At 70.2% G+C, this 26,320-nt stretch carries 29 protein-coding genes; 22 read left to right on the forward strand and 7 right to left on the reverse strand.

All coding sequences use genetic code 11. The features are described from left to right. Positions 1 to 43: 43 nt before the first annotated feature. Entirely contained in the window at positions 44 to 640 is a 597-nt protein-coding gene (locus tag ACTOQ1_RS16245) for a Uma2 family endonuclease (RefSeq protein ID WP_440067943.1), read from the reverse strand. Between the two features lie 42 nt (positions 641 to 682). Further along, on the reverse strand, positions 683 to 1,600 hold the full coding sequence (locus ACTOQ1_RS16250; protein WP_440067945.1) for an EamA family transporter: 918 nt from the start codon (positions 1,598 to 1,600) through the stop codon (positions 683 to 685). Positions 1,601 to 1,674: 74 nt separating this feature from the next. On the opposite strand from ACTOQ1_RS16250, the gene ACTOQ1_RS16255 reads away from it, so the two are divergent. Further along, on the forward strand, positions 1,675 to 2,694 hold the full coding sequence (locus ACTOQ1_RS16255; protein ID WP_440067946.1) for a LysR family transcriptional regulator: 1,020 nt from the start codon (positions 1,675 to 1,677) through the stop codon (positions 2,692 to 2,694). Between the two features lie 198 nt (positions 2,695 to 2,892). Here the strand turns inward: ACTOQ1_RS16255 and ACTOQ1_RS16260 are convergent, their stop codons facing one another. Next, the gene (locus ACTOQ1_RS16260; RefSeq protein ID WP_440067948.1) at positions 2,893 to 3,444 is read right to left on the reverse strand and encodes a GNAT family N-acetyltransferase; all 552 of its coding nucleotides are present in this window, start codon (positions 3,442 to 3,444) and stop codon (positions 2,893 to 2,895) included. A gap of 155 nt (positions 3,445 to 3,599) precedes the next feature. After that, complete coding sequence (locus ACTOQ1_RS16265) at positions 3,600 to 4,466, reverse strand: EamA family transporter (protein WP_440067950.1); 867 nt, start codon at positions 4,464 to 4,466, stop codon at positions 3,600 to 3,602. Between the two features lie 85 nt (positions 4,467 to 4,551). Between ACTOQ1_RS16265 and ACTOQ1_RS16270 the strand changes: the two genes are divergently transcribed. The 5 genes from ACTOQ1_RS16270 to ccsA are packed head-to-tail and all read left to right on the forward strand — an operon-like array spanning position 4,552 to position 9,113. After that, a complete protein-coding gene (locus ACTOQ1_RS16270) occupies positions 4,552 to 5,190 on the forward strand; it encodes a histidine phosphatase family protein (RefSeq protein WP_440067951.1) in 639 nt (212 codons plus the stop codon). Between the two features lie 56 nt (positions 5,191 to 5,246). Continuing rightward, entirely contained in the window at positions 5,247 to 5,816 is a 570-nt protein-coding gene (locus ACTOQ1_RS16275; protein WP_440067953.1) for a TlpA family protein disulfide reductase, read from the forward strand. A gap of 27 nt (positions 5,817 to 5,843) precedes the next feature. After that, positions 5,844 to 6,578, forward strand: a complete 735-nt coding sequence (locus ACTOQ1_RS16280; protein ID WP_440067954.1) for a cytochrome c biogenesis CcdA family protein — start codon at positions 5,844 to 5,846, stop codon at positions 6,576 to 6,578. A 35-nt stretch (positions 6,579 to 6,613) separates the two neighbouring features. Continuing rightward, positions 6,614 to 8,164, forward strand: coding sequence for a cytochrome c biogenesis protein ResB (gene resB / locus ACTOQ1_RS16285; protein WP_440067956.1), 1,551 nt, complete (start codon positions 6,614 to 6,616; stop codon positions 8,162 to 8,164). Next, the gene (gene ccsA / locus ACTOQ1_RS16290) at positions 8,154 to 9,113 is read left to right on the forward strand and encodes a cytochrome c biogenesis protein CcsA (protein ID WP_440067958.1); all 960 of its coding nucleotides are present in this window, start codon (positions 8,154 to 8,156) and stop codon (positions 9,111 to 9,113) included. The genes resB and ccsA overlap by 11 nt, the downstream gene beginning before the upstream one ends. Before the next feature lie 196 nt (positions 9,114 to 9,309). Here ccsA and ACTOQ1_RS16295 read toward each other — a convergent pair whose 3' ends face one another. Continuing rightward, positions 9,310 to 9,609 carry a PLD nuclease N-terminal domain-containing protein gene (locus ACTOQ1_RS16295; protein WP_440067960.1) on the reverse strand — a complete coding sequence of 100 codons (300 nt, stop codon included), beginning with the start codon at positions 9,607 to 9,609 and terminating at the stop codon, positions 9,310 to 9,312. 113 nt (positions 9,610 to 9,722) lie between these two features. Here ACTOQ1_RS16295 and ACTOQ1_RS16300 point away from each other — a divergent pair, with 113 nt between their 5' ends. Next, the gene (locus ACTOQ1_RS16300; protein WP_440067962.1) at positions 9,723 to 10,559 is read left to right on the forward strand and encodes a hypothetical protein; all 837 of its coding nucleotides are present in this window, start codon (positions 9,723 to 9,725) and stop codon (positions 10,557 to 10,559) included. Between the two features lie 9 nt (positions 10,560 to 10,568). Then, positions 10,569 to 10,808: a hypothetical protein gene (locus ACTOQ1_RS16305; RefSeq protein ID WP_440067964.1), complete on the forward strand. Its 240-nt coding sequence runs from the start codon at positions 10,569 to 10,571 to the stop codon at positions 10,806 to 10,808. Positions 10,809 to 11,076: 268 nt separating this feature from the next. Here ACTOQ1_RS16305 and ACTOQ1_RS16310 read toward each other — a convergent pair whose 3' ends face one another. Further along, positions 11,077 to 11,316, reverse strand: a complete 240-nt coding sequence (locus ACTOQ1_RS16310; protein WP_012887349.1) for a BldC family transcriptional regulator — start codon at positions 11,314 to 11,316, stop codon at positions 11,077 to 11,079. A gap of 262 nt (positions 11,317 to 11,578) precedes the next feature. Between ACTOQ1_RS16310 and ACTOQ1_RS16315 the strand changes: the two genes are divergently transcribed. Next, entirely contained in the window at positions 11,579 to 11,776 is a 198-nt protein-coding gene (locus ACTOQ1_RS16315; protein WP_440067966.1) for a DUF4229 domain-containing protein, read from the forward strand. Here the strand turns inward: ACTOQ1_RS16315 and ACTOQ1_RS16320 are convergent. Beyond that, positions 11,760 to 13,088 (reverse strand): hypothetical protein, encoded by a 1,329-nt coding sequence (locus tag ACTOQ1_RS16320; RefSeq protein WP_440067968.1) that lies wholly within the window; start codon positions 13,086 to 13,088, stop codon positions 11,760 to 11,762. The two genes, ACTOQ1_RS16315 and ACTOQ1_RS16320, sit on opposite strands and share 17 nt — an antisense overlap. 78 nt (positions 13,089 to 13,166) lie before the next feature. Between ACTOQ1_RS16320 and ACTOQ1_RS16325 the strand changes: the two genes are divergently transcribed. From ACTOQ1_RS16325 to nuoK, 13 genes are all read left to right on the forward strand, one after another. Then, a complete protein-coding gene (locus tag ACTOQ1_RS16325; RefSeq protein WP_440067970.1) occupies positions 13,167 to 13,892 on the forward strand; it encodes a demethylmenaquinone methyltransferase in 726 nt (241 codons plus the stop codon). A 160-nt stretch (positions 13,893 to 14,052) separates the two neighbouring features. Next, positions 14,053 to 15,330 (forward strand): geranylgeranyl reductase family protein, encoded by a 1,278-nt coding sequence (locus ACTOQ1_RS16330; RefSeq protein WP_362690182.1) that lies wholly within the window; start codon positions 14,053 to 14,055, stop codon positions 15,328 to 15,330. A 121-nt stretch (positions 15,331 to 15,451) separates the two neighbouring features. Next, a complete protein-coding gene (locus tag ACTOQ1_RS16335) occupies positions 15,452 to 15,811 on the forward strand; it encodes an NADH-quinone oxidoreductase subunit A (RefSeq protein WP_440067972.1) in 360 nt (119 codons plus the stop codon). Positions 15,812 to 15,813: 2 nt separating this feature from the next. After that, positions 15,814 to 16,365, forward strand: coding sequence for a NuoB/complex I 20 kDa subunit family protein (locus tag ACTOQ1_RS16340; protein WP_030916695.1), 552 nt, complete (start codon positions 15,814 to 15,816; stop codon positions 16,363 to 16,365). Beyond that, the gene (locus ACTOQ1_RS16345) at positions 16,362 to 17,048 is read left to right on the forward strand and encodes an NADH-quinone oxidoreductase subunit C (RefSeq protein ID WP_440067974.1); all 687 of its coding nucleotides are present in this window, start codon (positions 16,362 to 16,364) and stop codon (positions 17,046 to 17,048) included. Before ACTOQ1_RS16340 ends, ACTOQ1_RS16345 begins: the two co-directional genes overlap by 4 nt. Beyond that, entirely contained in the window at positions 17,045 to 18,412 is a 1,368-nt protein-coding gene (locus tag ACTOQ1_RS16350; protein ID WP_440067976.1) for an NADH-quinone oxidoreductase subunit D, read from the forward strand. The genes ACTOQ1_RS16345 and ACTOQ1_RS16350 overlap by 4 nt, the downstream gene beginning before the upstream one ends. Before the next feature lie 158 nt (positions 18,413 to 18,570). Next, a complete protein-coding gene (nuoE, locus tag ACTOQ1_RS16355; protein WP_440068142.1) occupies positions 18,571 to 19,245 on the forward strand; it encodes an NADH-quinone oxidoreductase subunit NuoE in 675 nt (224 codons plus the stop codon). A 130-nt stretch (positions 19,246 to 19,375) separates the two neighbouring features. Further along, entirely contained in the window at positions 19,376 to 20,662 is a 1,287-nt protein-coding gene (nuoF, locus tag ACTOQ1_RS16360; RefSeq protein WP_440067978.1) for an NADH-quinone oxidoreductase subunit NuoF, read from the forward strand. Positions 20,663 to 20,729: 67 nt separating this feature from the next. Continuing rightward, positions 20,730 to 23,336 (forward strand): NADH-quinone oxidoreductase subunit G, encoded by a 2,607-nt coding sequence (locus ACTOQ1_RS16365; protein ID WP_440067980.1) that lies wholly within the window; start codon positions 20,730 to 20,732, stop codon positions 23,334 to 23,336. Further along, complete coding sequence (nuoH, locus tag ACTOQ1_RS16370) at positions 23,336 to 24,685, forward strand: NADH-quinone oxidoreductase subunit NuoH (protein WP_440067982.1); 1,350 nt, start codon at positions 23,336 to 23,338, stop codon at positions 24,683 to 24,685. The genes ACTOQ1_RS16365 and nuoH overlap by 1 nt, the downstream gene beginning before the upstream one ends. After that, entirely contained in the window at positions 24,672 to 25,187 is a 516-nt protein-coding gene (gene nuoI / locus ACTOQ1_RS16375; protein WP_344747308.1) for an NADH-quinone oxidoreductase subunit NuoI, read from the forward strand. The genes nuoH and nuoI overlap by 14 nt, the downstream gene beginning before the upstream one ends. Continuing rightward, a complete protein-coding gene (locus ACTOQ1_RS16380; RefSeq protein WP_440067984.1) occupies positions 25,180 to 26,016 on the forward strand; it encodes an NADH-quinone oxidoreductase subunit J in 837 nt (278 codons plus the stop codon). Before nuoI ends, ACTOQ1_RS16380 begins: the two co-directional genes overlap by 8 nt. After that, positions 26,013 to 26,309 (forward strand): NADH-quinone oxidoreductase subunit NuoK, encoded by a 297-nt coding sequence (gene nuoK, locus ACTOQ1_RS16385; protein WP_329089089.1) that lies wholly within the window; start codon positions 26,013 to 26,015, stop codon positions 26,307 to 26,309. The genes ACTOQ1_RS16380 and nuoK overlap by 4 nt, the downstream gene beginning before the upstream one ends. The last annotated feature ends 11 nt before the right edge of the window (positions 26,310 to 26,320 follow it).

The raw sequence follows: 26,320 nt of genomic DNA on the forward strand, positions 1-26,320 counted from the left end.
ATGTACGGGAACGCGCCATGACGGCCTGGGCTGATCCGGGTGCCTACCTGGGCAGGTCGCCGAGGTCGATGGTGATCGGGAAGGGCGCCGGGACGGTCAGCCGGTCGTGGTGGATGCCGGTGAGGGCGTACGCGTGGGTGGCGGGATCGAGCTCGTAGACGTAGACCACAGGGGAGCCGCCACTGTTCTCCACCCGCCAGAAGTGCGCGATGCCCGCTTCGGCGTAGCGGGAGAGCTTGGTCTTGCGGTCGCGGTCCTCGGACTCGGGGGAGACCACCTCGACGGCGAGGTGCACCTCGCCGGGGATGTAGAACGTCCTGTCGTCGTCATCGGCGGCCTTCGCGTCGACGACGACGACGTCGGGGCAGGGGCGCATCCGGTGGCCGAGCTTGACGTCCATCTGGGTCACGGCCGCGACGTGCTTGGGAGCCTGGGCGTTCAGGACGACGCGAAGGCCGAACAGCACGCGCTCGTGGAAGCGTTTCTGGGGGGACATGAAGACGAGAGCTCCATCGATGAGTTCGACGTGCTTGAAGAAGTCGGGTTCGCCGTTCGGTCCCTCCGCCGGGAGGTTGTCGAGATCGTCGGCGGTCCATCCCCACGGGGGCGGGGCGGGCCAGTAGTCGAGTGCGGCGCTCACGTCGGTCACCGTAACATCGTCTCCGTCACTCGGTGTGTTCATTCAGATCATCTCCGTTGCCCTCGTTCTATTCTCTCCCGTTTCGGCCTGAACGGAAGGAGTGGACACCGAGGAGGGAAGAGACCGGGCGCGGGTGCTCGCGTAGAGGACGCCGGAGATGATCAGGGCGGCGGCGGCGAGTTTGGCGGGGGAGATCGGCTCCCCGGTGAACAGGGCGGCCGAGGACATGCCGAAGACCGGGACGAGCAGGGCGGACGGGGCGACCACCGAGGCGTCGTAGCGCTGGAGCAGGAAGCCCCAGATGCCGAAGCCGCCGAGGGTGGCGACCAGTGACACGTAGAGCACCGACAGGCCGCCCTCCACCGAGAATTCCAGCCGGGGAACCCCTTCGACCAGCAGGGACAGGGCCGTCATGGGGATGGCCGCGACCCCGCAGACCCAGACCATGAAGCGGAACGAGTCGGGCGGAGCGGCGTTCCTGACCGCGATGTTGCCCGCGCTCCAGAAGAACGCCGCGCCGACGACCAGCAGGAACGCGCCGATGGGGCCGCCGGTGCCCAGGTCGGCGGCGATCAGTGCCAGGCCGGCGAACGCGACCGCCATGCCGGTGATCCGCCGCCGGGTGAGCCGTTCCCTCAGCAGGGCGACCGCCAGGACGGCGGTGAAGACGGCCTGGACCTGGACGACGAGGGAGGTCAGCCCGGCGGGCATGCCCGCCCGCATGCCCGTCAGCAGCAGGGCGTACTGGCCGATGCCGAGGGTCGCCCCGGCCACGAGCACCTTGCGCCAGGGCACCCCGGGGCCGCCGACGAGCAGTACGGCGGGGAAGGCGGCCAAAAGGAAGCGCAGCGCCACGTAGAGCAGCGGGGGAAAGTGCCGGAGTCCCACTTCCATGACCACGAAGTTGAAGCCCCAGAGGGCGGTGAGGGCGACGGCGAGGAGTAAATGCCGGATACGCATCCACTAATCGTCGTTTCCAACAATATTTCAGCACAAGTGAGACTTTCTGATTCATGTCGTTTAGGGTTGCTTACATGTTGGATCTCAACCGGCTCAAGGCCCTGCACGCGGTCTCCGTCTACGGTTCCGTGGGTGCCGCGGCCGAGGCGCTCATGGTGACCCCCTCCGCGGTCTCCCAGCAGCTGGCCAAGCTGGAGCGGGAGACCGGCGCGACCCTGCTGGAGCGCAACGGGCGCGGCGTGCGGCTGACCGACGCGGCCGGGCTGCTCGCCGACCACGCCGGGCGCATCCTCGCGCTGGTCGAGACGGCGGAGGCCGACTTCGAGGCGCTGCGCGGCGAGGTCGTGGGGCGGCTGAGCATCGGCGCCTTCCCCACGGCGGCCCGGGGCCTGATGCCCGCCGCGCTCTCCCTGCTGCGCAGGCGCCATCCCGACCTGCGCCTGCAGCTCATGGAACGCGAGCCGGAGCGGCAGATCCGCGAGGTGGCCAGGGGCGAGCTCGACCTCGCGGTGATCCAGGACTGGATGAACCGTCCGGTCGCTATCCCCGAGGGGCTGTCCAGGGCCACGCTCTTCGACGACATCGCCGACGCGATCCTGCCCGGGGCCCACCCGCTGGCGGCCCGTTCCGAGATCGAGCTCGCCGAGCTGTCCGGGGAACAGTGGATCAGCTCCTCACCCGGCACGGTCTGCCACGACTGGCTGGTCTACACGCTGCGCTCGGCCGAGCTGGAGCCGGACATCACCTGCATGACGGACGAGTATCCGACCCAGATGGCCCTCGTCGCGGCGGGGCAGGGATGCGCCATCATTCCCCGGCTGGGTCGCGACTTCGTCCCGCCGGGGGTGCGGGTCGTCCCGATCCGGTCGCGCCCGACGCGCAGGATCTACGCGCTCTGGCGGAGCGACGCCGCCCGCCGCCCGGCCATCCGGGCCGCGGTCGAAGCGTTGAAGGCCGTCTCCGCCGACTTCCGCGGCCCCGTCTCCGAGCCCGCCGGGCCGGTGGCGGTCCCGGTGACGGCTCCGATGACGGCCTCCCCGGTGGTGACCTCGGTGGAGTCGGTGGCCCCGGGTGACGGCTCCGGCGGCTTCTAGGGCCGCATCAGGCAACGTTCGCCCTGTCCACGATCTCGCGGAGGCGTTCGTCGGCTTTCCGGCAACCGCCTGCCCTCGTTGTCATCGATCTCGCGGGCACGTACTCGTTCCGCCACCCGCTCAGCCCGGCGACACCGCGCCGCCCGGACCGGCGTTCGAACGGCGTGTCGTGTCGCGACAGGGGTGTCGGCGCTCACGTCACCGTGCGCCGGGGTCACGCAGGCCAACTGCGTCATGCCGCCAGAACGGCTCCGCGTAGACCAGCGTCCCCGTCATCCACGGTTCGTACTCCGGGAGTTTGATGGCCTGGAAGGCGCCGTCCGGGATACGCAGGGACGGCTTTCGGAAGCCCAGGCCACCACCGGGCACGAAGCCGAAACGCGAGTAGTAGCCCGGATCGCCCTCCAGGAAGACGAGGGGAACGGCCCGCTCGGCGAGGATCCCCAGTCCGTGCCGGACCAGGGCCGAGCCGACACCGCGCTCCTGGAGCTCGGGCAGCACGGCCAGCGGACTGAGGACCTGCACGTCAACCAGCCGCCGAGGGGCATCGAGGAGACCGCGGGTGAACATGACATGGCCGACGACCTGCCTGTCGTACTCGGCGACCAGCGAGAGACCGTCCTCGGGCGCGATGGTGGCCCGGAGGGTGTCGACCAGGTCGGCCACGACAAGGCCATGGTCGCCGAACGCCCGTAGGTGAACATCCCGTACGGCCGGTCCGTCGCTCGGAAGTTCCTCGCGAAGATCCATGCTTGGAGGGTAAAGGCCCATCCGGGTGGCTCGCACATGGTTTCGGAACCGGAGAGACACGCGGCCGGGGACCGCCCGGTCGCATGCCGGACCGGCATCCGAACGGAGCGTCCGGCTCCGAAGGTCCGCTGATGTCGCCCTGGTTCCCGGCGCCGCTAGCCGAGGGCGATCGTCACCACGCCGCCGACGATGACGCAGGCCGCCAGCAGCCGCCGGGTCAGGTCGCCCTCGGCCAGCAGCCGGCCGCCGAGCACCACCGCCACGAGCACGCTGACCTCCCGTACCGGGGCCACCGCGCTGATCGGCGAGAACGTGTACGCGGTCAGCGCCAGGAGGTAGGAGAGCGGCATCAGCACCGCCGCGCCCAGCACCCGCGCCCGGTGCTCGCGCCAGACGGGCAGGATCAGGCCCCTGCGGCGGGGGCCGAGCGCCGGAGCGGTCAGGACCAGGGTGCGCCCGAGGTCGCCGCCGTAGTTGAGCAGGATCGGCGCGACCGCGAAGGCGCTGACGACCTGCTTGTCCCAGACGGTGTACGCCGCGATGAACAGCCCGGTGGCCAGCCCGAACCCGATCCCGCTCAGGTCCCGGCGGCCGGGCCGGCGCGCCGCGCCGAGCAGGAGCACGCCCACCCCGACCAGCACGATCCCGGCGATGCCGGCGGGGCCCGGCCGCTCGCCCAGGAACAGGACGGCGACCAGGCTGGCCAGCAGCGGTCCGGTACCGCGGGCGATCGGGTAGACCATCGACAGGTCGCCGTGCCGGTAGCCGCGCTGCAGCAGCATGAAGTAGCCCAGGTGCAGCGTGGTGCTCGCGGCGATCACCCCGAGGCCGGCCCAGGAGGGGCCGGTGCCGCCGAGGAGGAGGTAGCCCACCGTGACCGGCGTCCAGACCAGGGCGGAGGCGGCGGCCACCATCCAGACGAAGACGACGCCGTCGGCCTCTGCCGCCTGCTTGCTCATCAGGTTCCAGCAGGCGTGGGCGACGGCGGAGGAGAGGACGAGGGCGAGCGCGAGGGGGCTCACGCGGTGACCCTATCCTGCCCCATCCGACCCGGGTGGCCCACCTGCCCGGCCACCAACCCGTACATGTCGGTAGGCTGGCGACACCATGCCTGAGACCACCGTCGTTCACCTCCTGCGCCACGGTGAGGTGCACAATCCCGCCAACGTCCTGTACGGCAGGCTTCCCGACTACCACCTCTCCGACAATGGCCGGCAGATGGCCGAGACGGTGGCCAAGACGGTCGCCGGACGGGACGTCACCGCGCTTTTCTCCTCGCCGCTGGAGCGTGCCCAGGAGACGGCGGCGCCGCTCGCCGCGACCTTCGGCCTGGACGTCACGGTCGACGAGCGGCTCATCGAGGCCGAGAACATCTTCGAGGGCCTCTCCCTCGGCAGGGGTGACGGTCTCTTCCGCAACCCGCGCTTCTACCGCTACCTGTGGAACCCGCTCCGCCCCTCCTGGGGGGAGCGCTACACCCACCTGGTCAGCCGGATGAGGGCCGCGATCGAGACCGCCCGCGACGCGGCGCGCGGCCATGAAGCGATCATGGTCAGCCACCAGCTTCCGATCTGGACCATCAGGCTCGCCGCCGAGGGCAGGCGCCTGCCGCACGATCCGCGCCGCAGGCAGTGCGGTCTCGCCAGCCTCACGAGCTTCTCCTTCGAGGGAAACCGTCTGATCGGCGTCGGATACAGCGAGCCCGCGGCGGCGCTCGTCAAACGCCCCACTGTGCCGGGCGCCTGACCTCGCCGGTACAGTGATTGCTCTACCGGTTGTAGTACAGGGAGCCTCCGTCACCCATGCGCGCACAATCCTTCGCCGCCGCCGCGCTGCTCGTCGCCGTGGCCGGATGCGCCGGAACCCAGGGATCGCAGCCGCAGACCGGCGACACCCGCTTCGTGGCCGGTGACGGCAAGATCACCCTGTTCCAGGCCGCGGACCGCAAGGTCGCCCCGAAGGTGGAGGGGGAGACCCTCGACGGGGGCACCGCGACCCTCGCGGCCCACAAGGGCAAGATCGTGGTGCTCAACTTCTGGGCCTCCTGGTGCGCGCCCTGCCGGGCCGAGGCGCCGGTGCTCAAGGACATCTCCGCCAAGACGAAGGCCGACGGCGTGGAGTTCCTCGGCATCGACTTCAAGGACCGCAAGGCCGACGCGCTCGCGTTCGAGCGCAGCCACCAGTCCGGTTACCCGAGCATCTTCGACCAGCCGGGCAAGGTCGCGCTCTCCTTCCAGGGCACGGTCCCGCCCGCCGCCATCCCCTCCACCCTGATCATCGACCGCCAGGGCCGGATCGCCGCCAGGGCCCTGGGCGCGGTCAAGTACAGCGACCTCCTCGCCGCCGTGACCAAGGTCCGCGATGAGAGATAACGGCTCCGGGCGACGGCCGGGCCCGCGATGAACGCCGACCTCGTGGGCACCGTCGCGAGCGGCTCGCTGGCGCTGGCGCTGCCGATCGCGGTCGCGGCCGGGCTGGTGTCGTTCCTGTCGCCGTGCGTGCTGCCGCTGGTTCCCGGCTACCTGTCGTACGTGACCGGCATGAGCGCCGACCCCCGGCGGGGGCGCATGGTCGCGGGCATCGTGCTGTTCGTCCTGGGCTTCGCGACCGTGTTCGTGGCCGGGGGAGCGCTCTTCGGCGGCCTCGGCGCGGCCCTGTTCGGCAACGCAGCGATCATCACCCGGGTGCTGGGCGTCCTCACGATCGTGCTCGGCCTGGCCTTCATGGGGGTCGTCCCGGGCCTGCAGCGCGACTTCCGCATCCACCGGCTCCCGGCCGCCGGCCTGGCCGGGGCACCCCTGCTCGGCCTGGTGTTCGGCCTGGGCTGGACCCCCTGCATCGGCCCCACCCTCGGGGTCGTGCTCACCCTCGGCCTGAACGAGGGCAGCGCCGGTCGCGGCGCGATCCTCGCCTTCGCGTACGCGCTCGGCCTCGGCCTGCCGTTCGTGGCGGCCGGGCTGGCGTACAGCAGGGCGCTGAGGACGTTCAAGGCGGTGCGCCGGCACTCGCAGCTGATCACGCGGGCGGGCGGCGTCATGCTGGTCGTCGTCGGCGTGCTGCTCGTCACCGGGCTCTGGGAGCAGCTCGTCGCGATGACGCAGGGCTGGGTCGGCGGATTCGAGCCGGTGATCTGATGGTGTCCGTCGACCCGAGGACGGGGGAGCGAAAGGTGAGCGAGGCGCAGCGGCCCACGGGCTTCGGGGTCGTGGGGTGGGCGCGCTGGTTCTGGCGGACGCTCACCTCGATGCGGACCGCGCTGATCCTGCTGTTCCTGTTCGCTCTGGGCTCCATCCCCGGCTCGATCTGGCCGCAGCGCGGCGTCTCCGACGCCAAGGTCTTCCAGTACTTCGAGGACAGCCCCCAGCTGGCCGAGTGGCTGGACAGGTTCTGGCTGTTCGACGTGTTCCGGGCGCCCTGGTTCGCCGCGATCTACCTTCTGCTGTTCGTGTCCCTGATCGGCTGCGTGCTCCCCCGGACCGCGACCCACCTGCGGGAGCTGCGCAGGAAGCCGCCCGCCGCGCCGCGCAACCTGAGCAGGCTGCCGCAGCACGCCTCCTTCGAGGCCGACCTGACCGTGGAGGAGGTCGCCAAGAGGCTGCGCGCCAGGCGGTTCCGGGTGACCACGGGGCCCGGCTGGGTCGCCGGGGAGAAGGGCTACCTGCGCGAGACCGGCAACCTGCTCTTCCACGTGGCCCTGCTCGGCCTGCTGGTCGCGGTCGGGGCCGGGGCGCTGTACGGCTACCGGGGCAACGTGCTGGTCGTGGAGGGCGAGGGGTTCGCCAACACGGTCGCGGCCTATGACCGCTACATGCCCGGCCAGCAGGTGAACGCCGAGTCGCTGGAGCCGTTCTCGTTCACCGTCGACGACTTCCAGGCGACCTACATCGCCAAGGGCGAGAAGGCCGGGCAGGCCCTCGACTACGAGGCCAGGCTCAAGGTCGAGGACGCCCCGGGCGCCGCCCCGCGCGACTACGTCCTGAAGGTCAACGAGCCGCTGGACGTCAACGGCACGCTGAGCTACCTGATCGACCACGGCTACGCGCCGACCTTCAGGATCACCGACGGCAAGGGCCAGGTCGCCTTCGACGGGCCGGTGCCCTGCCTGGTCGTCCAGCCCGCCACCTTCACCTCCGAGTGCGTGATCAAGGTTCCGGACGCGCAGCCCGAGCAGCTCGGCATCCTCGTCGGCTTCCTGCCGACGACCGTCCCGATGGGCGCCGAGTGGGTGTCGGTCTTCCCGGGCGCCGCCAACCCCACCGCCCAGGTGTACGGCGCCTTCGCCGGTGACCTGGGCCTGAAGGACGGCCGGCCGCAGTCGGTCTACGAGCTCGATCCGGCGAGTCTGAAGAAGATGAAGCCGCTGGTCATGAAGGCCGACCCGCTGGCAGTCGGCAAGAAGCTCACGCTCCCGAACGGCGCGGGCTCGATCGAGTTCACCGGTGTCAGGGAGTGGATCGCCCTGCAGATCACCCACGACCCGGGCCGGATGCCCGCGCTCGTGGCCTCGGTCCTCGCCGTCGTCGGTCTCGTACTGACCCTGACCGTCCGCCGCCGCAGGGTGTGGGTGCGGATCCACGAGGGCCGCGAGGTCGAGGCGGGTGGCCTCACGCGCACCGAGGGTGGCGATTTCAGCGAGGAGTTCACCGAGATCGTCTCCGCTTTGAACCCAGGAGTTTTGGACCCGGGAGTTCCCGATTCAGGAGTGAAGGATGTCCGCTGAGGTCGACGCAGGCCTCGCCACGTTGAGCGACCAGCTCATCCTGGCGACGGTGCTGCTCTACGTCTCCGCAATGATCGCTTACGCCCTCGACCTGGCCTTCGGCCGGTCAGCGGGGGCGTCGGCCCGTGCGGACCGGCCCGTTCTGGCCACCGTCGGCGGGGGCGCCGCCCCGGCCGGCACCGGCTCCGCCGCCGAGGGCGGTCCCGCGGAGAAGGCACCGCCCGCCTGGGCGGTGTGGGCGGGACCGGTGGCCGTCGGGCTGAGCTGGCTCGGCTGGGCCGCCAACCTCGCCTCCCTCCTCACCCGAGGCCTGGCCGTGGACCGGTGGCCGTGGGGCAACATGTACGAGTTCGTGGTCGCGATGTGCTTCGCGGCGGTGAGCGCGTTCCTGTTCATGCAGCTCCGCTACCCGGTCCGCTTCCTGGGCGCGTTCGTCACGGTAGCGGCCGCGCTGGGGCTCGGGTTCGCCGTACGGTACCTGCACGTGCAGGCCGGTCCCGTGGTGCCCGCGCTGAACTCGTACTGGGTCGCGATCCACGTTTCCGCGGCCATCGTCGCCAGCGGGCTGTTCATCGTGGCCGGGGTCTCCGGCATCCTCTACCTGGTCAGGAAGGACACCGCGGTCCGGCTGCCGTCCCGGCGGGACCTGGAGCGGGTCGCGCACCGGGCCATCGTGATCGGCTTCCCGATCTGGACCTTCGCCGTCATCGCCGGGGCGCTCTGGGCGGACAAGGCGTGGGGCCGTTACTGGGGCTGGGACCCCAAGGAGATCTGGGCGTTCATCACCTGGATCGCCTACGCCGCGTACCTGCACGCCAGGGCCACCGCGGGCTGGAAGGGAAAGGCGGCCATGATCGTGCAGCTCGTCGCCTTCGCCTGCCTGCTGTTCAACCTGGTCGGGGTGAACATTTTCCTCGGGGGACTGCACTCCTACGCCGAGGTTCCCTGAGTTCCCGGCTGATTCCCGGCACCGCGATGATTCTCGATGCCGAGATTTCCTCGGGCCGAATTTTCACGCTGGAATTTTCCGGCGAATTCCCGCGCCGGAGTTCACGCTGATTTCCCGCCGGATTCCCGGCGGGTTTCCGTGCCGGAATTCCCGGTCGATCGGCCGTACCGGCCACACCGGCCGGTCGATCGCCGTCTCAGTCTTCGTCGCGCAGGCGGCGGTCGAGGTCCTTGAGGAAGTCGGGGTCGTCGTCGGGGCCTTTCGGGGCCTCGGCGCGCGGCGGCCTTTCCTCGGCCAGGAGCGATCGTGGCGCCCGGGGGCCGGTCGGCCGGCCGAGCAGCAGCCAGAAGGCTCCCCCGGCGATCGGCATCAGCACCACGATGAGCACCCAGAGAAGTTTGGGCAGGTTCCTGGACTCCTCGTCCGGCGTGGTGATGACGTCGAACAGGCAGTAAAGCCAGAAGGCGAGTATCGCCAGACCGACAAGCAGGGGCATGCCCGAACTGTAAGCCATCGTGAGGCCTGCTGCGGTCCGGCTCCGCGTTACGGATGACTGGCAAGGGTCCGACCCCGTACCGTGGACCCGTTGCCACTTCCCCAGGGGGTGTGATGGCACATTCGGGCGACAAGGGCCGCCATCGACGGCGGTGGTGGCAGCGGGGTCCGGCCACGCGTGCGGAGAGTGCCCTGCGGGAGGCTCCGCGTGAGGTCCCCCGCGAGGCCGAGCGCCGGGTCGGGACGGTCACGGCCCCGGTGGCCGACCGGCCGCAGTACACCTGGAAGGACTTCGAGCTCGACGACGAGAGCCCCCGGGCCCAGCCCAACTCCCCCGACACCCCGGACCTGGGCGACGGCCTGCGCCACTGCGGGCGCCTGGAGCGCATCCTGCACCGCCAGTGGGACTCGAGGCGGGAGACACCGCCCCCCGAGGTCGTACGGGCGGTGGAGAGCCTGGCGAGGCTGCCCGACGGGCTGAAGGACAAGCTGGCCGACGGTCTCGACGGCATCTACGTCGGCGCGGGCGGGGTGCCCGACCTGGACGACATGGGATACCTGCGCGGCGCGCCGCTTCCCTCGGGCCGGGCGACGTGGGACGTGTGCGCGGGGGCGTACGGCGACCGCAAGATCGTGGTGGGAGACCGGCCCTCGCCCACCCCCGACGTGATGATGCACGAGGTCGGGCACGCCCTGGACGACGTGGACGCCCCCCACGGCGACTGGGTCTCCGACTCCCCGGAGTTCGCCGCCCTCTACGCCCAGTGCGTCCCCGCGCTGGCCTCGGGGTTCCATCTCCAGTCGGGCGACCTGGGCCGCAAGGAGTTCTTCGCCGACGCCTTCGCCGCGATCGTCTCCCGGCAGCGCCCCGCGCTGGTCGACATGCTGGGCGGCGACACGCGAATGGCGCTCAACGTCATGTTGTTCTTCAACCGGCGCTACGGAATCTAGGTGATCTGGATGTACGTCGTCAGACTCGCTGACGGGACCCTGCGCGTGCCGCAGACCCTGGCCAGCGATGACGGGCGTCTGATCGGCAATGCCTACGTGGAGGTCTCTCCGGGGGATCCCGACTACGACCGCTGGCTGGCCGAGTCGCTCACCGAGGAGGAGTGGGCCGAGCGGCGGCGGCGGTGGCTGGAGGAGAACGACGAGCTGGAGCGGGAGTTCCTGGCCTTCAAGGCCGAGCAGGAGACCTGAGGGGCGTCGAGGCCGCGGCGGGGGCCTGAGCCGGCTTCGAGGCCGGAGGCCTGGGCCGGGCGGGAGAGCCGGCACCGGGGAGATCGGGGGCCGGGGCGCGCCGGGTGGTTCCGGACGCGGGACGCGGCGGCGGGCCCGGCGGGGCGGGTGGTCCGGTGACGGGGGAGGTCACCGTCCGTGTCGTGTCGTACCTCACACGACTCCACGGTGACCCTGCGGCTTCCGGGTAAGGCGCGCAGGATCACCGATGGTGTGACGTCCTAAGTCGTCAGACGCGCGGGGACTCGCCTGCCGGCCGTTCGGCCGTCAAGACGTCCTCTCCACGCAGAAGGGCGTGCACTTCCGACTCGCGGAAACGCCGGTGCCCTCCGGGGGTACGGATGCTGCTGATACGGCCTGCCGCGGCCCAGCGTGTAACCGTCTTTGGGTCGACCCGGAAGAGGGCGGCAACCTCTCCGGGCGTCAGCAGACGCTCGCTGCTACTCTCCACAATCTCTCCCCCTCGCATCCCGCTTCCTGCCAGCGGGCGGACAGGTAACCAGTGTGCCGAGCGAAGCCTGATTTATCCGTGGTTTTCAACAAAGATCACGGGTTGTTATCTACTGCCTGCCCGATTGTTATATGATAGAGCCTTTTTGGGACTCTCGTGGGTGTTTCTTTACGAAACAGATCTCTTGGGAAGACTAGCAGCGCTCGCAGTAGATGCGAAGAGTTACCCGTGCGGCACCGCGATCGAGACCGCGCGGGCGAGGTGACGTAGCCTTGACACCGTGCGTCCCGTCATCGTTTACACCGCGTCCCGGGCCGGTCTGCTGGCCGTGACTCTAGGAGTGCTCTATATCCTCGGCCTGCGCGAGCCCCTGGCCCTGCTGATCGTCGCATTCCTGATCAGCGGTGTGGCCAGTTACGTCCTGCTCTCGAAGCAGAGAGACGCGATGAGCGAGCGAATCACTAAGAATCGGGAGTGATCGGCAACGGGAACATGCCGACTCGGGCATGGTACTCGTGACCAAGACGAGTTGTGTCACTACCAACCAGTAATCCGCCGGGGTGCGCGAGGAATGCCTTGATCCCGATTCCGCGGTCACGCGTCGGGTTCCATGCCAGGGCCCTGCCGGTGCGCGGGTGGATCGCGCCGATCCCCGGCCGCGCCACCGCCCCGGGGCCCGCCGAGTCGCGACCGTCCGGATTGTTCAGCCAGCGCTGGTGCCCGCCGACGTAGACGGCCGCCCCCGTCGCCGCCACCGCGTACAGCGAGTCACCCCCGGTGTGGTTCACCCACGTCGGGCGCACCGCGCCGGTCTCGGACGGGGCGCGGGTCTCGAACCGGGCGGCGGTGTCGCACATCCTGTCCCGGCCCCCGGGCCCGCCGGTCGTGACGACGGCGAGATAGCTCCCGTCGGGGGCGAAGTCCAGGCCCCGCACGTAGCCGGGGAAGTCGGCCCTGCACCGGCCCCGGTAGGCGTCGGTCCGCCACGGCGCCACCTCGGCGGGCGAGGCGAGGAGACCCGGCGACGGGGCGTCCGGCGCGGTGACGGCAGGGGGGGCGACGGCGATCAGGCCGAGCTGGGCCCGCGGCAGGCCGCCGAGCGTGGTGAAGTCGCCGCCGACCGCGAGCCTGCCGTGGCTGAGGGAGATCGCGTGGACCCTGGTCCTGCCTCCCCTGGGCGCGCCCGGCTCGATCGTGAAGGACGGGTCGGCCTCGCCGGTGACGGCGTCGATCCTGGCCAGTGCCGTACGGGCGACGGGGCCGACGTGGGTGAAGTCGCCGCCCGCGTAGAGGTGCCGGCCGATCCTGGCCAGACCGGTGACCGTGCCGCCGCGGACCTGGGCGCCGAAACGGGACACCGGGGAGCCGTCGGAGAGCCGGAGCAGGGCCAGGCCGCGCGTCCGCGCGCCACCGGTCCTCGTGAACCGCCCGCCCGCGTAGACGGTGCCGCGGACCCCCGCCGCCAGGGCCTGGACCGGGCGGTCGAGGCGCGGCGCGAAGCCGGGCAGGATCCGGCCGGTGGCCAGGTCGTAGGCGAAGAGGTTGGCGCGCGGCAGCACTCTCGCCACCCCCGCGCTCCCGGCCTCGCGCACCTCGCCGAACGAGCCGCCGACCACCACCGTGCCGCCCACCAGCGCGATGGCGTTGACGATCCCGTCCAGCACGTGGGGAGTGGTGTTCGCCGGATCGGCCGAGACGACCCCGCTGTGCTTCGTGGTGCCGGCGGCGGCGATCCCGGGGGGGACCAGGGTCAGGACCGCGACCAGCAGGCAAGTGGCTCTGGCAAACATTCGACAATTTTTAGCATGCTCTAGGTGATGGAATGACTACTTTCCGTGGATTATCGGGGCGGGCCTAGGGTGGGAGTCATGACGCGCGCTTCTCTGGACAAGCAGCCGCACGAGGTCGCCGCGATGTTCGATCGCACGGCCAGGCGGTACGACTTCGTCAACGACGTTATCTCCCTGGGCCAGGTCCGGCTGTGGCGCAAGGCCACCGCCGCGGCCGTCGACGCGGGCCCCGGCGAGCTGGTCCTCGACCTCGGCGCGGGCACCGGCACGTCGACCGACGCGTTCACCGCGCTGGGTGCCCGCGCCATCGCCTCCGACTTCTCGCTCGGCATGCTGCGCACCGGGGTGAGGCGCAGGGGCGGCTCCGGCATCTCCGGGGGCGGGGTGCGGGGCGTCAGCTTCGTCGCGGGCGACGCGCTGCGGCTGCCCTTCGCCGACGGCGTCTTCGACGCGGTGACGATCTCCACGGCGCTGCGCAACGTGCACGACACCGGCCGGGCGCTGCGCGAGATGTACCGGGTGGCCAGGCCCGGCGCGCGGCTGGTGATCCTGGAGTTCTCGCACCCGACGCCCAGGTCCTTCGACCTCGTATACTCGCAGTACCTGATGAAGCTGATGCCGCGGGCCGCGAAGCTCTTCGGTTCCAACGACGACTCCTACGAGTATCTGGCGGAGTCGATCAGGGCCTGGCCGGACCAGGCGGGGTTGGCGAAGATCATTCAGGGAGCGGGCTGGGAACGGGTCGCCTGGCGCAACCTGAGCCTGGGAATCGTGGCCCTGCACCGCGCGTACAAGCCCGCGTAGCGCCCCGCGTGGAAGATTGGCGACGAGGGCAACACCCGCCTGACACTTTGCCCCGCAAAGGCGTTAGACTTCGGCCCGACAAGTTTGTGAAGCTCTTCACAAAGGAACGAAAGGCCCCTTACCCCGAGGCCCCCACAGCGTGTAGGACAGGACAGGTCCCGTGACCGTGCCAGCCGCCACACAGCGGAAAGTCGCTGAGGCTGACGCCGACGTCATCGTCGTCGGCGCCGGGCCCGCCGGTTCGACAACCGCATTCCACCTCGCGCAGGCCGGGCTCGACGTCCTGCTGCTCGAGAAGACCACCTTCCCCCGCGAGAAGGTCTGCGGCGACGGGCTGACGCCCCGAGCGGTCAAGCAGCTCATCGCGATGGGGATCGACATCGACGCCCCCGGCTGGGTCCGCAACAAGGGCCTGCGCGTGGTCGGCGGCGGGATGCGCTTCGAACTCGACTGGCCGGAGCTGTCGAGCTTCCCCGACTTCGGCCTGGTGCGCACCCGCCAGGACTTCGACGAGATCCTGGCCGCCAACGCGGTCAAGGCGGGCGTCCGCCTGCTGCAGGGGGTGAACGTCACCGCCCCGGTCCTCGACGACCGCAGCGGGCACATCGTCGGCGTGGTCGCCAAGCGGGACGGCGAGGAGGTCACCTACCGCTCCCGGCTGGTGGTCGCCGCCGACGGCAACTCCACCCGCATCTCCCTGGCGATGGGGCTGCACAAGCGCGAGGACCGCCCGATGGGCGTCGCGGTGCGGACGTACTTCGAGAGCCCCCGCCACGACGACGACTACCTGGAGACCTGGCTGGAGCTGTGGGACGGCGACACCCTGCTGCCCGGCTACGGCTGGATCTTCGGTGTCGGCGACGGCACCTCCAACGTGGGCCTGGGGCTGCTGAACACCAGCGAGTCCTTCAAGGGCATGGACTACCGCGACCTGCTCAAGCGCTGGGTGAAGGGCATGCCCCCCGAGTGGGGCTACGTCGAGGAGAACATGACGACCCCCATCAGGGGCGCCGCGCTGCCGATGGCCTTCAACCGCCAGCCGCACTACACGCGGGGCCTGGTGCTGGTCGGCGACGCCGGCGGGATGATCAACCCGTTCAACGGCGAGGGCATCGCGTACGCGATGGAGACCGGCCACATCGCCGCCGAGACGATCGTCCAGGCGCTCGGCAGGGTCACCCCCGCGCAGCGGGAGCGCGTGCTGCGCGCCTACCCTCAGACGTTGAAAGACGCATACGGTGGTTACTTCACCCTCGGCAGGGGATTCGTGGAGCTGATCGGGCACCGCGGTGTGATGAACTTCGCGACGCGTCACGCGCTGCCGCACCCCCACCTGATGCGGTTCGCGCTCAAGCTCCTTGCTAATCTCACCGACCGGCGGGGTGACGCGTCCGACCGCATCATCAACGCCCTGTCGAAGGTGGCGCCACCGGCATGAGAGCGACGAGGGCCGGACACCTGGAACCGGGGGCGATGATCGCCCTGCCTAGACTTTCGAAATACACCACAACGCAGAGCTACGCGCCGGCGCGCGTGGAGATGGGAGAGGAGGCGTAGCGATGGAGTTGTACGCACCCATCCTGGTGCTCGCCGTTCTCGCGGCGGGATTTGCGATCTTCTCGGTGACGATCGCCCCCTTCACCGGTCCCAAGCGCTGGAACCGCGCGAAACTCGACGCCTACGAATGCGGCATCGAGCCGACGCCCCAGCCCGTGGGCGGAGGCCGCTTCCCGCTGAAGTACATGGTCACCGCGATGCTGTTCATCGTGTTCGACATCGAGATCATCTTCCTCTACCCGTGGGCGGTCGCGTTCGACCAGCTCGGGCTGTTCGGGTTGGTCGAGATGCTGCTGTTCATCGTCACCGTGCTCGTGGCCTACGCGTACGTGTGGCGCCGCAAGGGTCTGGACTGGGACTAGATATGGGTCTTGAAGAGAAACTTCCGAGCGGGTTCATGCTCAGCACGGTCGAGCAGGTCGCCGGCTGGGCGCGCAAGAACTCCGTCTGGCCGGCGACGTTCGGTCTCGCCTGCTGCGCCATCGAGCTGATGTCCACCGGCGGTCCCAAGCACGACCTGGCGCGCTTCGGCATGGAGCGCGCCTCGGCGTCTCCGCGCCAGGCCGACCTGATGATCGTCGCGGGACGGCTGTCGCAGAAGATGGCCCCGGTGCTGCGCCAGATCTACGACCAGATGGCCGAGCCCAAGTGGGTCATCGCGATGGGCGTCTGCGCCTCCAGCGGCGGCATGTTCAACAACTACGCGATCGTGCAGGGCGTCGACCACGTCGTCCCCGTCGACATCTACCTGCCCGGCTGCCCGCCGCGGCCCGAGATGCTCATCGACGCGATCGTCAAGCTGCACGACAAGATCCAGAACACGAAGTTCGGCGCGCACCGCGCCAAGCAGATCGACGAGCTCGAACTGCAGGCCCTGCGGACGCTGCCGCTGATCGACCAGGGGACCGCCAAATGACGAGCGAACCCGCTGACAACCTCCCCGAGGTTCCGGAGGAGCCGATCGCCCACCTGGGCATGTTCGGCGCCTCGGGCACCGGCGACACCTCCGGCTACGGCCGCCTCGTCGTGCGGCGCAAGCCCGAGCTGTCCAGCGCCCGCCCGTACGGCGGCTACTTCGACACCGTCGCCGACGAGCTGGAGCGCGCCCTCGGCGGCGATCTCGGCGACGCCGTCGAGCGCGTGGTGGTCGACCGCGGCGAGCTGACCTTCCACGTCAGGCGCGAGCGCCTGCTCGACGTCGTCAGGACCCTGCGCGACGACCCCGCCCTGCGCTTCGAGCTCTCGCTCGGCGTCTCCGGCGTGCACTACCCCCACCTGGTGGGCCAGGAGCTGCACGCGGTGATCCACCTGTGCTCGATCACGCACAACCGCCGCCTGCGCGTCGAGGTCTCCTGCCCCGACGACGACCGGCACATCCCCTCCACGGTCTCGGTGTACCCGACCCACGACTGGCACGAGCGCGAGACCTGGGACTTCTTCGGCATCGTCTTCGACGGGCACCCGGCGCTGACCCGCATCATGATGCCCGACGACTGGGACGGTCACCCCCAGCGCAAGGACTACCCGCTCGGCGGCATCCCGGTCGAGTACCGCGGCGCCGAGATCCCCGCGCCGGACCAGAGGAGGTCCTACACATGAGCGTCCCCTACCAGGAGACGAAGGAGACCATCGGCGGCCCGTACGACGCGTACGACGACGCCACCGAGGGCAAGGTCTACACCGTCTCGGGCAACGACTGGACGGAACTGGTCGAGACCCTCTCCGGCCAGCAGGACCAGCAGCTCGTCATCAACATGGGCCCCCAGCACCCGTCCACGCACGGCGTGCTCCGCCTGGTCCTGAACCTGGACGGCGAGACGGTCACCGAGGCCCGCACGGTCATCGGCTACCTGCACACCGGCATCGAGAAGAACCTCGAATACCGGACGTGGACCCAGGGCACGACGTTCGTCACCCGGATGGACTACCTGGCGCCGATCTTCAACGAGACCGCCTACTGCATGGGCGTCGAGCGGCTGCTGGGCATCACCGACCGGATCCCCGAGCGGGCCCAGGCCATCCGCGTGATGATGATGGAGCTCACCCGGATCTCCTCGCACATGGTGGCCATCGGCACCTTCGGCATGGAGCTGGGCGCGACCACGCCGTTCCTCTTCGGGTCCCGCGAGCGCGAGATGGTGCTCGACGTGATGGAGTACATCACCGGCCTGCGGATGAACATGGCCTACGTCCGGCCCGGAGGCGTCTCGGTCGACCTGCCCGCCGGCGCCGTCGACAAGGTCGGCGAGCTGCTCAAGGTCATGCCGGGGCGCATCAAGGACATGCGCAAGATGCTCGACGCGAACCCGGTCTACCTGGCCCGTACCAAGGACGTCGCCTACCTCGACCTCACCGGCTGCATGGCGCTGGGCGTCACCGGCCCGATGCTGCGGGCCGCCGGCCTGCCGTGGGACCTGCGCAAGTCGCAGCCCTACTGCGGCTACGAGACCTACGAGTTCGACGTCCCGACGGAGAAGACCGCCGACGTCTACGGCCGCTACCTGGTGCGGGTGGCCGAGATGGAGGAATCGCTCAAGATCATCGAGCAGGCGCTCGACCGCCTCTCCGGGCCGCTCAAGAACGACCGGGTGATGATCGACGACAAGAAGATCGGCTGGCCCGCGCAGCTCGCGCTCGGCCCCGACGGCCTGGGCAACTCGCCCGACCACATCGCGCACATCATGAGCGGCTCCATGGAGGCGCTGATCCACCACTTCAAGCTGGTGACCGAGGGCTTCCGGGTCCCGGCCGGGCAGGCGTACGCCTCGGTCGAGTCGCCCCGCGGCGAGCTCGGCGCCCACGTGGTCAGCGACGGCGGAACCCGCCCCTACCGCGTACACTTCCGCGACCCGTCCTTCACGAACCTGCAGGCCATGCCCGCGACGTGTGAGGGCGGCATGGTCGCCGACGTCATCTCGGCGGTGGCCTCGATCGACCCGGTGATGGGAGGTGTCGACCGATGAGCCCCAGCAAGGGCCCGGCCGGCCAGTCGGCGAACGCGGCGGACGAGAGGCTCGACGCGAGCACGGGCACCGGCCTGACGGGCGAGAGCGCCCTCGGGACGAGCACGGCCCTGGGCGGCGAGCCCTCGAACGAGGCCGCCCGCGCGGGCGGCGAGGAGGTGAGCGCGACCGTGAGCAAGGGGTACGCGCCGGAGGTGCGGGAGCGCCTGGAGCGCGACGCCAAGGAGATCATCGGCCGCTACCCGAAGCCGCGGTCGGCCCTGCTGCCCCTGCTGCACCTGGTGCAGTCGGAGGACGGCTACGTCTCCGACGACGGCCACGAGTTCTGCGCCGAGATGCTCGGCCTGAGCAAGGCCGAGGTCGTGGGCGTCTCCACCTTCTACACGATGTACAAGCGCAGGCCGATGGGCCAGTACCACGTGGGCGTGTGTATCAACACGCTCTGCGCGGTCATGGGCGGCGACCAGATCTGGGAAGAGCTGTCCGAGCACGCGGGCATCGGTCACGACGAGACGACCCCCGACGGCAAGGTCTCGCTGGAGCGGCTGGAGTGCAACGCCGCCTGCGACTTCGCCCCGGTGATGATGGTCAACTGGGAGTTCTTCGACAACCAGACCCCGGCCTCGGCCAAACAGCTCGTCGACGACCTCAGGGACGGCAAGGAGATCTCCCCGACCCGGGGGCCGAAGAAGCTCTGCACGTTCAAGGAGGCCTCGCGGGTGCTCGCGGGCCTGCCCGACGGCCTGGCCGGCGACGGCCCCTCGGCGAACGGCCCCTCCCTGGAGGGTCTGAAGATCGCCAAGGCCAAGGGATGGAAGGCTCCGGAGGCGTGAACGTGCCACGGTGTGGAGCCACCAGGAGCGGGCGTGCCGGTCAGACCGGCGCGTGCGGGCGCAACGAGCGTGCCGGCAGGCACGGAGCGGCCTCGTCACGGAGCGACGGGCTGCCAGGCGAGGAGACGAAGTGACCACTCTCACCCCGGTTCTGACCGCGAACTGGGACCAGCCCAACTCCTTCACCCTGGAGGGCTACGGCGACTACTCGGCGGCCAAGAAGGCGCTGGGCATGGACCCCGACGCCGTCATCCAGGCCGTCAAGGACTCCGGACTGCGCGGCCGAGGCGGCGCGGGCTTCCCCACCGGCATGAAGTGGGGCTTCATCCCCCAGGGTGACGGCAAGCCGCACTATCTGGTGGTCAACGCCGACGAGTCCGAGCCCGGCACGTGCAAGGACATCCCGCTGATGATGGCCAACCCGCACTCGCTGGTCGAGGGCGTCATCATCACCGCGTACGCGATCCGGGCCAACCACGCCTTCATCTACGTGCGCGGCGAGGTCGTGCACGTCGTGCGCCGCCTGCAGGCGGCCGTGGCCGAGGCGTACGCCAAGGGCTATCTCGGCACCGACCTGTTCGGCTCCGGCTTCGACCTCGAGCTGGTCGTGCACAGCGGGGCGGGCGCCTACATCTGTGGCGAGGAGACGGCGCTGCTCGACTCGCTGGAGGGCTATCGCGGCCAACCTCGGCTCAAGCCCCCCTTCCCCGCCGTGGCGGGCCTGTACGCCTCGCCGACAGTGGTGAACAACGTCGAGTCGGTCGCGAGTGTTCCCTCCATCATCGCCAACGGCGCCGACTGGTTCGCCGGGATGGGCACGGAGAAGTCCAAGGGCTTCGGCATCTTCTCGCTGAGCGGCCACGTGACCACGCCCGGCCAGTACGAGGCCCCGCTCGGCATCACGCTGCGCGAGCTGCTGGAGATGTCCGGCGGCATCCGCGAGGGCCACCGGCTCAAGTTCTGGACCCCCGGCGGGTCGAGCACCCCGATCTTCACCGACGAGCACCTCGACGTCCCGCTGGACTTCGAGTCCGTCGGCGCGAAGGGCTCGATGCTCGGCACCCGGGCCCTGCAGATCTTCGACGAGACCACCTGCGTGGTGCGCGCCGTGCTCCGCTGGACCGAGTTCTACGCGCACGAGTCGTGCGGCAAGTGCACCCCCTGCCGGGAGGGCACCTACTGGCTCAAGCAGGTGCTCAAGCGGCTGGAGAAGGGTCAGGGCACCGAAGAGGACCTGACCACGATCACCGACATCGCCGACAACATCCTGGGACGCTCCTTCTGCGCCCTGGGCGACGGGGCCACCAGCCCCATCCACTCGTCGGTGAAATACTTCCGCGACGAATACCTCGAGCACTTCGAGATCGGCGGCTGCCCGTTCGATCACGCCCCGTCCACGGTGTGGGGTGCCCAGTGAGCGCGCGGACCCCGGCAACCGGCAAGCACAGCACCGTCTCGGTCATGAGGCCGACGGAGGAGACGCCATGACCGTCGAAGCCACCACCCCGGCGCAGCAGGTGCCGGTGAACCTGGTCACCGTCACCATCGACGGCTTCCAGGTGAGCGTCCCGAAGGGCACCCTGATCATCCGGGCGGCAGAGCTGCTCGGCATCCAGATCCCCCGGTTCTGCGACCACCCGCTGCTGGAGCCGGCCGCCAACTGCCGCCAGTGCCTGGTGGACATCCCCGACGCCGGCAACGGCCGAGGCTTCCCCAAGCCGCAGCCCTCCTGCGCGATCGAGGTCGCCGAGGGCATGGTCGTCCAGACCCAGCTCACCTCCCCGGTCGCCGAGAAGGCGCAGCGCGGCGTGATGGAGCTGCTGCTCCTGAACCACCCGCTCGACTGCCCGGTCTGCGACAAGGGCGGCGAGTGCCCGCTGCAGAACCAGGCCATGTCCAACGGCCAGGGCGAGAGCCGCTTCGTGGAGAAGAAGCGGACCTTCGACAAGCCGGTCGCGCTCTCCTCCGAGGTGCTGCTCGACCGCGAGCGCTGCGTCCAGTGCGCGCGCTGCATCCGCTTCTCCGACGAGATCGCCGGAGACCCGCTCATCGACTTCTTCGAGCGCGGGGCCAAGGAGCAGGTCGCCACCGCCGACGGACGCCCGTTCGAGTCCTACTTCTCCGGCAACACCGTGCAGATCTGCCCGGTGGGCGCGCTCACCGGTGCCGCGTACCGCTTCCAGGCCCGCCCGTTCGACCTGGTCTCCACGCCCAGCGCCTGCGAGCACTGCGCGAGCGGCTGCTCCCTGCGCACCGACCACCGGCGCGGCAAGGTCACCCGCCGCCTGGCCGGGGACGACCCCGAGGTCAACGAGGAGTGGAACTGCGACAAGGGTCGCTGGGCCTTCACCTACGCGACCCAGCCCGACCGGCTGAAGACCCCCCTCGTCCGTGACGAGGAGGGACGCCTGGTCCCGGCCTCCTGGCCCGAGGCGTTCGCCGCGGCCGCCAAGGGCCTGTCCGCCGCGCGCGGGCGCGCCGGCGTGCTGGTCGGCGGTCGCCTCACCGTCGAGGAGGCGTACGGGTACGCGAAGTTCGCCCGGATCGCTCTCGGCACGAACGACATCGACTTCCGTGCCAGGCCGCACTCCGAGGAGGAGGCGCGCTTCCTCGCGCACGCCGTCGCCGGCAAGGGCATCGAGGTCCGCTACGCCGACCTGGAGAAGGCGCCCGCGGTGCTCCTGGCGGGCTTCGAGCCCGACGAGGAGTCGCCGATCGTCTTCCTGCGCCTGCGCAAGGCGGCGCGCAAGAAGGGCCTGAAGGTCTTCTCGGTCGCGCCGTTCGCCGGCCCCGGGCTCGCCAAGATGGGCGGCACCCTGATCCCGGCGGTGCCGGGCTCGGAGACCGCCGTCCTGGAGGACCTGGCCGCCGTGGACGCGATCGCCGCCGAGGCGATCAGGCAGCCGGGTGCGATCATCCTGGCCGGTGAGCGGCTCGCCACCGTGCCGGGCGCGCTGTCGGCGCTGCTGCGGCTCGCCGACTCCACCGGCGCCCGCCTGGCCTGGATCCCGCGCCGCGCCGGTGAGCGCGGGGCCGTCGAGGCCGGGGCGCTGCCGAACCTGCTGCCGATCGGCCGCCCGGTCGCCGACGAGACCGCCCGCGCCGAGGTGGCCAGGGCGTGGGACGTCGCCTCCCTGCCCGAGGGCGAGGGCCGCGACACCACCGCCATGCTGGCGGCGGCGCTCGACGGCGAGCTCGACGCCCTCGTCATCGCCGGTGTCGACCCCTACGACCTGCCGGCGCCGCAGGCCGCGCTGCTCGCCATGGAGAACACCCCGTTCATCGTGAGCCTGGAGCAGCGCGCCAGCGCGGTCACCGACCGCGCCGACGTGGTGCTCCCCGTCGCCGTGGTGGCCGAGAAGTCGGGCACCTTCGTCGACTGGGAGGGACGCGGGCGCACCTTCGCCGAGGCGCTCACGGTTCCGGGGATCATGAGTGACCTGCGGGTCGTCTCCGCGATCGCCGACGCGATGGACGTGCACCTCGGCCTGCCCGACCCCGCCGCCGCCCGCCGCGAGCTCACCTCGATCGGCGCGTGGCGCGGCCCCAGGGCCGCCGCCCCCGACGCGGCCGGCCGGGCCGCCGCCAGGCCGCAGGCGGGGGAGGCCGTGCTGGCCAGCTGGCACCTGCTGCTCGACGACGGCCGCATGCAGGCCGGAGAGCCGTACCTGGCGGGCACCGCCCGCCGGGCCGAGGCGCTGGTGTCGGAGTCCACCGCGGCCGAGTCGGGCCTGGTCGACGGCGGCGAGATCGTCGTCAGCAGCGAGCGCGGCTCGCTGAGCCTGCCCGTGCGGATCGCGGACCTGCCCGACCGGGTGGTGTGGCTGCCGGCCAACTCCGCGGGCCGCTCGGTCACCCGGGACCTGCGCGCCGTCGCCGGTGACGTGGTCGCGATCGGCGCCTCCTTCGGGAACGCCGCGTCCGACGGGGGCGCCTCCGTCGCGCCCGCCGCCGCGAGCCCGGTCACGCCGGGTTCGGCGAGCACCGTCGCGGGCATCGGCGCGGCCACCGACACCGGGTCCGACGAGCGTGCCACCGGCACGACGGCCGGCGAGGCACGCGCCGCCGGCGAAGCCAACGAGGAGCGGTAATGAACGCCCGGACTCTTCTAGCGGCCGATCCGAGCCTCGCCGACTTCGGCAAGGACCCGCTCTGGATCAGCATCATCAAGGCCGCCGTCATCTTCATCGTCCTGATGCTGGGCGTGCTGTTCGGCGTGTGGTTCGAGCGCAAGCTCATCTCCCGCATGCAGAACCGGTACGGCCCCAACCGGGCGGGCAAGTTCGGGTTGCTCCAGTCGGTGGCCGACGGCCTCAAGATGGGGCTGAAGGAAGACCTGATGCCCCGGACCGTCGACAAGGTGATCTACTTCATCGCCCCGGTCGTCCTGGCGGTCCCGGCCTTCCTCGCCTTCTCCGTCATCCCGATGGGCCCGATGGTCTCGATGTTCGGGGTGCAGACGCCGCTGCAGCTCACCGACCTGCCGGTCGCGGTGCTGCTGGTGCTCGCGATGGCCTCGATCGGCGTGTACGGCATCGTGCTGGCCGGCTGGGGCTCGCGCTCCCCCTACTCGGTGCTCGGCGGCCTGCGGGCCAGCGCCCAGGTGGTCTCGTACGAGATCGCGATGGGCCTGTCGTTCGTCGGCGTCTTCCTGTTCGCCGGGACCCTCTCCACCTCGGAGATCGTCGCGGCCCAGGCCAACGGCGGGGTGCTCACGCTGGGCGGCCTGGAGATCCCGCTGCCCTCCTGGTACATGATCCTGCTGATCCCGTCCTTCCTGATCTACATCATCACGATGCTGGGCGAGACCAACCGGGTCCCCTTCGACCTGCCCGAGGGCGAGGGCGAGCTGGTCGGCGGCTTCCAGACCGAATACTCCAACTCGTTGAAGTTCGCGGTCATCATGCTCGCCGAGTACGTCAACGTCTTCGTGGTCTCCGCGGTCTCCATCACCCTGTTCATGGGCGGCTGGCGGGCCCCGTGGCCGATCTCCATGTGGGACGGGGCCAACACCGGCTGGTGGCCGCTGCTGTGGTTCTTCCTCAAGATGGTGCTGGTCTTCTCCTTCTTCGTCTGGTGCCGCGCCTCGCTGCCGCGTGTCAGGTACGACCAGCTGATGGCCCTCGGCTGGAAGATCCTCATCCCGGTCAACCTGGCCTGGATCATGCTCGTCGCCACGGTCAAGGCCCTGCGGCTGGACAACGTCGACCAGTCGGTCGTGTTCATCGTGCTCGCGGCCGTGCTGGTCGGCTGCTTCGGGATCTGGTGGCGTTTCGACAGCGTGCTGCAGAGGCGCAAGGAGACCAGGGCCGCCCAGGTCCAGGCCGAATTCGAGCAACTCCAAGCCGAGCCGTCCGCCGGTGGCTTCCCGGTGCCGCCGCTCGACCTGCCGCACTACCACGGTGTAGCGCGCAAGGAGGTTCCCAGTGGGAGCAACTGATTGGCTGAATCCCATCAAGGGATTCGGCGTGACCTTCCACACGATGTTCAAGAAGGTCGAGACGGTCAACTACCCCGAGGAACAGCGGCCCACGGCCCCGCGCTTCCACGGCCGGCACCAGCTCAACCGCTGGCCCGACGGCCTGGAGAAGTGCGTCGGCTGCGAGCTGTGCGCCTGGGCCTGCCCGGCCGACGCGATCTTCGTCGAGGGTGCGGACAACACCGACGAGGAGCGGTTCTCGCCGGGTGAGCGCTACGGGCGCACCTACCAGATCAACTATCTGCGGTGCATCCTGTGCGGCCTGTGCATCGAAGCCTGCCCGACACGGGCGCTCACGATGACCAACGAGTACGACCTCGCCGACAGCAGCCGTGAGAGCCTCATCTACACCAAGGAGATGCTGCTCGCGCCGCTCGGCCCCGGCATGGAGGTCCCGCCGCACCCCATGCGTCTCGGCGAGACCGAAGAGGACTACTACCGGCTGGGACGCAACAATGGGTGAGACCATCACGTTCTGGGTTCTGGCTGTCGTCTCGGTGGGGGCGGCCTTCGGGCTCGTCTTCAGCCGCAAGGCGGTCTACTCGGCGCTGATGCTGGGCGTCGTCATGCTGTCGCTGGCCGTGCTGTACGCGGTCCAGGACGCCCCCTTCCTCGCCGCGGTGCAGATCATCGTCTACACCGGCGCGGTCATGATGCTCTTCCTGTTCGTCCTGATGCTCGTCGGCGTCGACTCCGCCGACTCGCTGGTCGAGACGATCAGGGGACAGCGTCTGTGGGCGTTCGTCGCGGGCATGTCCTTCGCGGCGCTGCTCGCCCTGGGCGTCGGCAACGCCGTCTACGCCCCGCCCACCGGCCTCGCCACGGCCGTGCAGGGGGCGGGCGGCAACGTGCCCTCCCTGGCGCAGCTCATCTTCACCAGGTACGTCTTCGCCTTCGAGGTCACCTCGGCGCTGCTGATCACCGCCGCGCTCGGCGCGATGGTGCTGGCGCACCGCGAGCGCATCCGGCCCAAGGCCACCCAGCGCGACCTGGCCCGCGCCCGCTTCACCGGCCCGCAGCCCTCGCCGCTGCCGGGGCCCGGCACCTACGCGCTGCACAACGCGATCGACATGCCGGCCCTGCTGCCCGACGGCACGGTCGCGGAGAAGTCCATCAACCGGGTGCTCGCCCGGCACGAGATCGAGGACGGCTTCGCGCCGACCGACCCGGCGAAGGCGGCGCTCATCAAGCAGGTCCTGGAGAAGGAGGCGGCACAGGGCCGCGACTCCGGCTCAGACGACGAGCCCGTCCATGTGAGGGACGCGGCACTCCAGCAGGAGGACGGCAAGTGACCACTCACTACCTGGTGCTCTCCGCGCTGCTGTTCGCGATCGGCGCCGTCGGTGTGCTGGTGCGGCGCAACGCGATCGTGGTGTTCATGTGCGTGGAGCTCATGCTCAACGCCTGCAACCTCGCGTTCGTCACCTTCGCCAGGCAGCAGGGCAACCTGGACGGCCAGATCATCGCGTTCTTCGTGATGGTGGTGGCCGCGGCCGAGGTCGTGATCGGCCTCGCCATCATCGTGATGATCTTCCGAACCCGCAGGTCCGCGTCGGTGGACGACGCCAACCTGCTGAAGTACTAAGAGGTGGCCGT

Source organism: Streptosporangium sp. OZ121 (assembly GCF_051918885.1).
Taxonomy (GTDB): Bacteria; Actinomycetota; Actinomycetes; order Streptosporangiales; family Streptosporangiaceae; genus Streptosporangium.

What these genes read in the sequence shown, in the direction of transcription:
- ACTOQ1_RS16250 (WP_440067945.1), bottom strand. Translation starts at nt 1,600, where the DNA reads ATGCGTATCCGGCATTTACTCCTCGCCGTCGCCCTCACCGCCCTCTGG.
- ACTOQ1_RS16255 (WP_440067946.1), top strand. Translation starts at nt 1,675, where the DNA reads ATGTTGGATCTCAACCGGCTCAAGGCCCTGCACGCGGTCTCCGTCTAC.
- ACTOQ1_RS16260 (WP_440067948.1), bottom strand. Translation starts at nt 3,444, where the DNA reads ATGGATCTTCGCGAGGAACTTCCGAGCGACGGACCGGCCGTACGGGAT.
- ACTOQ1_RS16270 (WP_440067951.1), top strand. Translation starts at nt 4,552, where the DNA reads ATGCCTGAGACCACCGTCGTTCACCTCCTGCGCCACGGTGAGGTGCAC.
- ACTOQ1_RS16275 (WP_440067953.1), top strand. Translation starts at nt 5,247, where the DNA reads ATGCGCGCACAATCCTTCGCCGCCGCCGCGCTGCTCGTCGCCGTGGCC.
- ACTOQ1_RS16280 (WP_440067954.1), top strand. Translation starts at nt 5,844, where the DNA reads ATGAACGCCGACCTCGTGGGCACCGTCGCGAGCGGCTCGCTGGCGCTG.
- ccsA (WP_440067958.1), top strand. Translation starts at nt 8,154, where the DNA reads ATGTCCGCTGAGGTCGACGCAGGCCTCGCCACGTTGAGCGACCAGCTC.
- ACTOQ1_RS16295 (WP_440067960.1), bottom strand. Translation starts at nt 9,609, where the DNA reads ATGCCCCTGCTTGTCGGTCTGGCGATACTCGCCTTCTGGCTTTACTGC.
- ACTOQ1_RS16300 (WP_440067962.1), top strand. Translation starts at nt 9,723, where the DNA reads ATGGCACATTCGGGCGACAAGGGCCGCCATCGACGGCGGTGGTGGCAG.
- ACTOQ1_RS16305 (WP_440067964.1), top strand. Translation starts at nt 10,569, where the DNA reads ATGTACGTCGTCAGACTCGCTGACGGGACCCTGCGCGTGCCGCAGACC.
- ACTOQ1_RS16310 (WP_012887349.1), bottom strand. Translation starts at nt 11,316, where the DNA reads ATGCGAGGGGGAGAGATTGTGGAGAGTAGCAGCGAGCGTCTGCTGACG.
- ACTOQ1_RS16320 (WP_440067968.1), bottom strand. Translation starts at nt 13,088, where the DNA reads ATGTTTGCCAGAGCCACTTGCCTGCTGGTCGCGGTCCTGACCCTGGTC.
- ACTOQ1_RS16325 (WP_440067970.1), top strand. Translation starts at nt 13,167, where the DNA reads ATGACGCGCGCTTCTCTGGACAAGCAGCCGCACGAGGTCGCCGCGATG.
- ACTOQ1_RS16335 (WP_440067972.1), top strand. Translation starts at nt 15,452, where the DNA reads ATGGAGTTGTACGCACCCATCCTGGTGCTCGCCGTTCTCGCGGCGGGA.
- ACTOQ1_RS16340 (WP_030916695.1), top strand. Translation starts at nt 15,814, where the DNA reads ATGGGTCTTGAAGAGAAACTTCCGAGCGGGTTCATGCTCAGCACGGTC.
- ACTOQ1_RS16345 (WP_440067974.1), top strand. Translation starts at nt 16,362, where the DNA reads ATGACGAGCGAACCCGCTGACAACCTCCCCGAGGTTCCGGAGGAGCCG.
- ACTOQ1_RS16350 (WP_440067976.1), top strand. Translation starts at nt 17,045, where the DNA reads ATGAGCGTCCCCTACCAGGAGACGAAGGAGACCATCGGCGGCCCGTAC.
- ACTOQ1_RS16365 (WP_440067980.1), top strand. Translation starts at nt 20,730, where the DNA reads ATGACCGTCGAAGCCACCACCCCGGCGCAGCAGGTGCCGGTGAACCTG.
- nuoH (WP_440067982.1), top strand. Translation starts at nt 23,336, where the DNA reads ATGAACGCCCGGACTCTTCTAGCGGCCGATCCGAGCCTCGCCGACTTC.
- ACTOQ1_RS16380 (WP_440067984.1), top strand. Translation starts at nt 25,180, where the DNA reads ATGGGTGAGACCATCACGTTCTGGGTTCTGGCTGTCGTCTCGGTGGGG.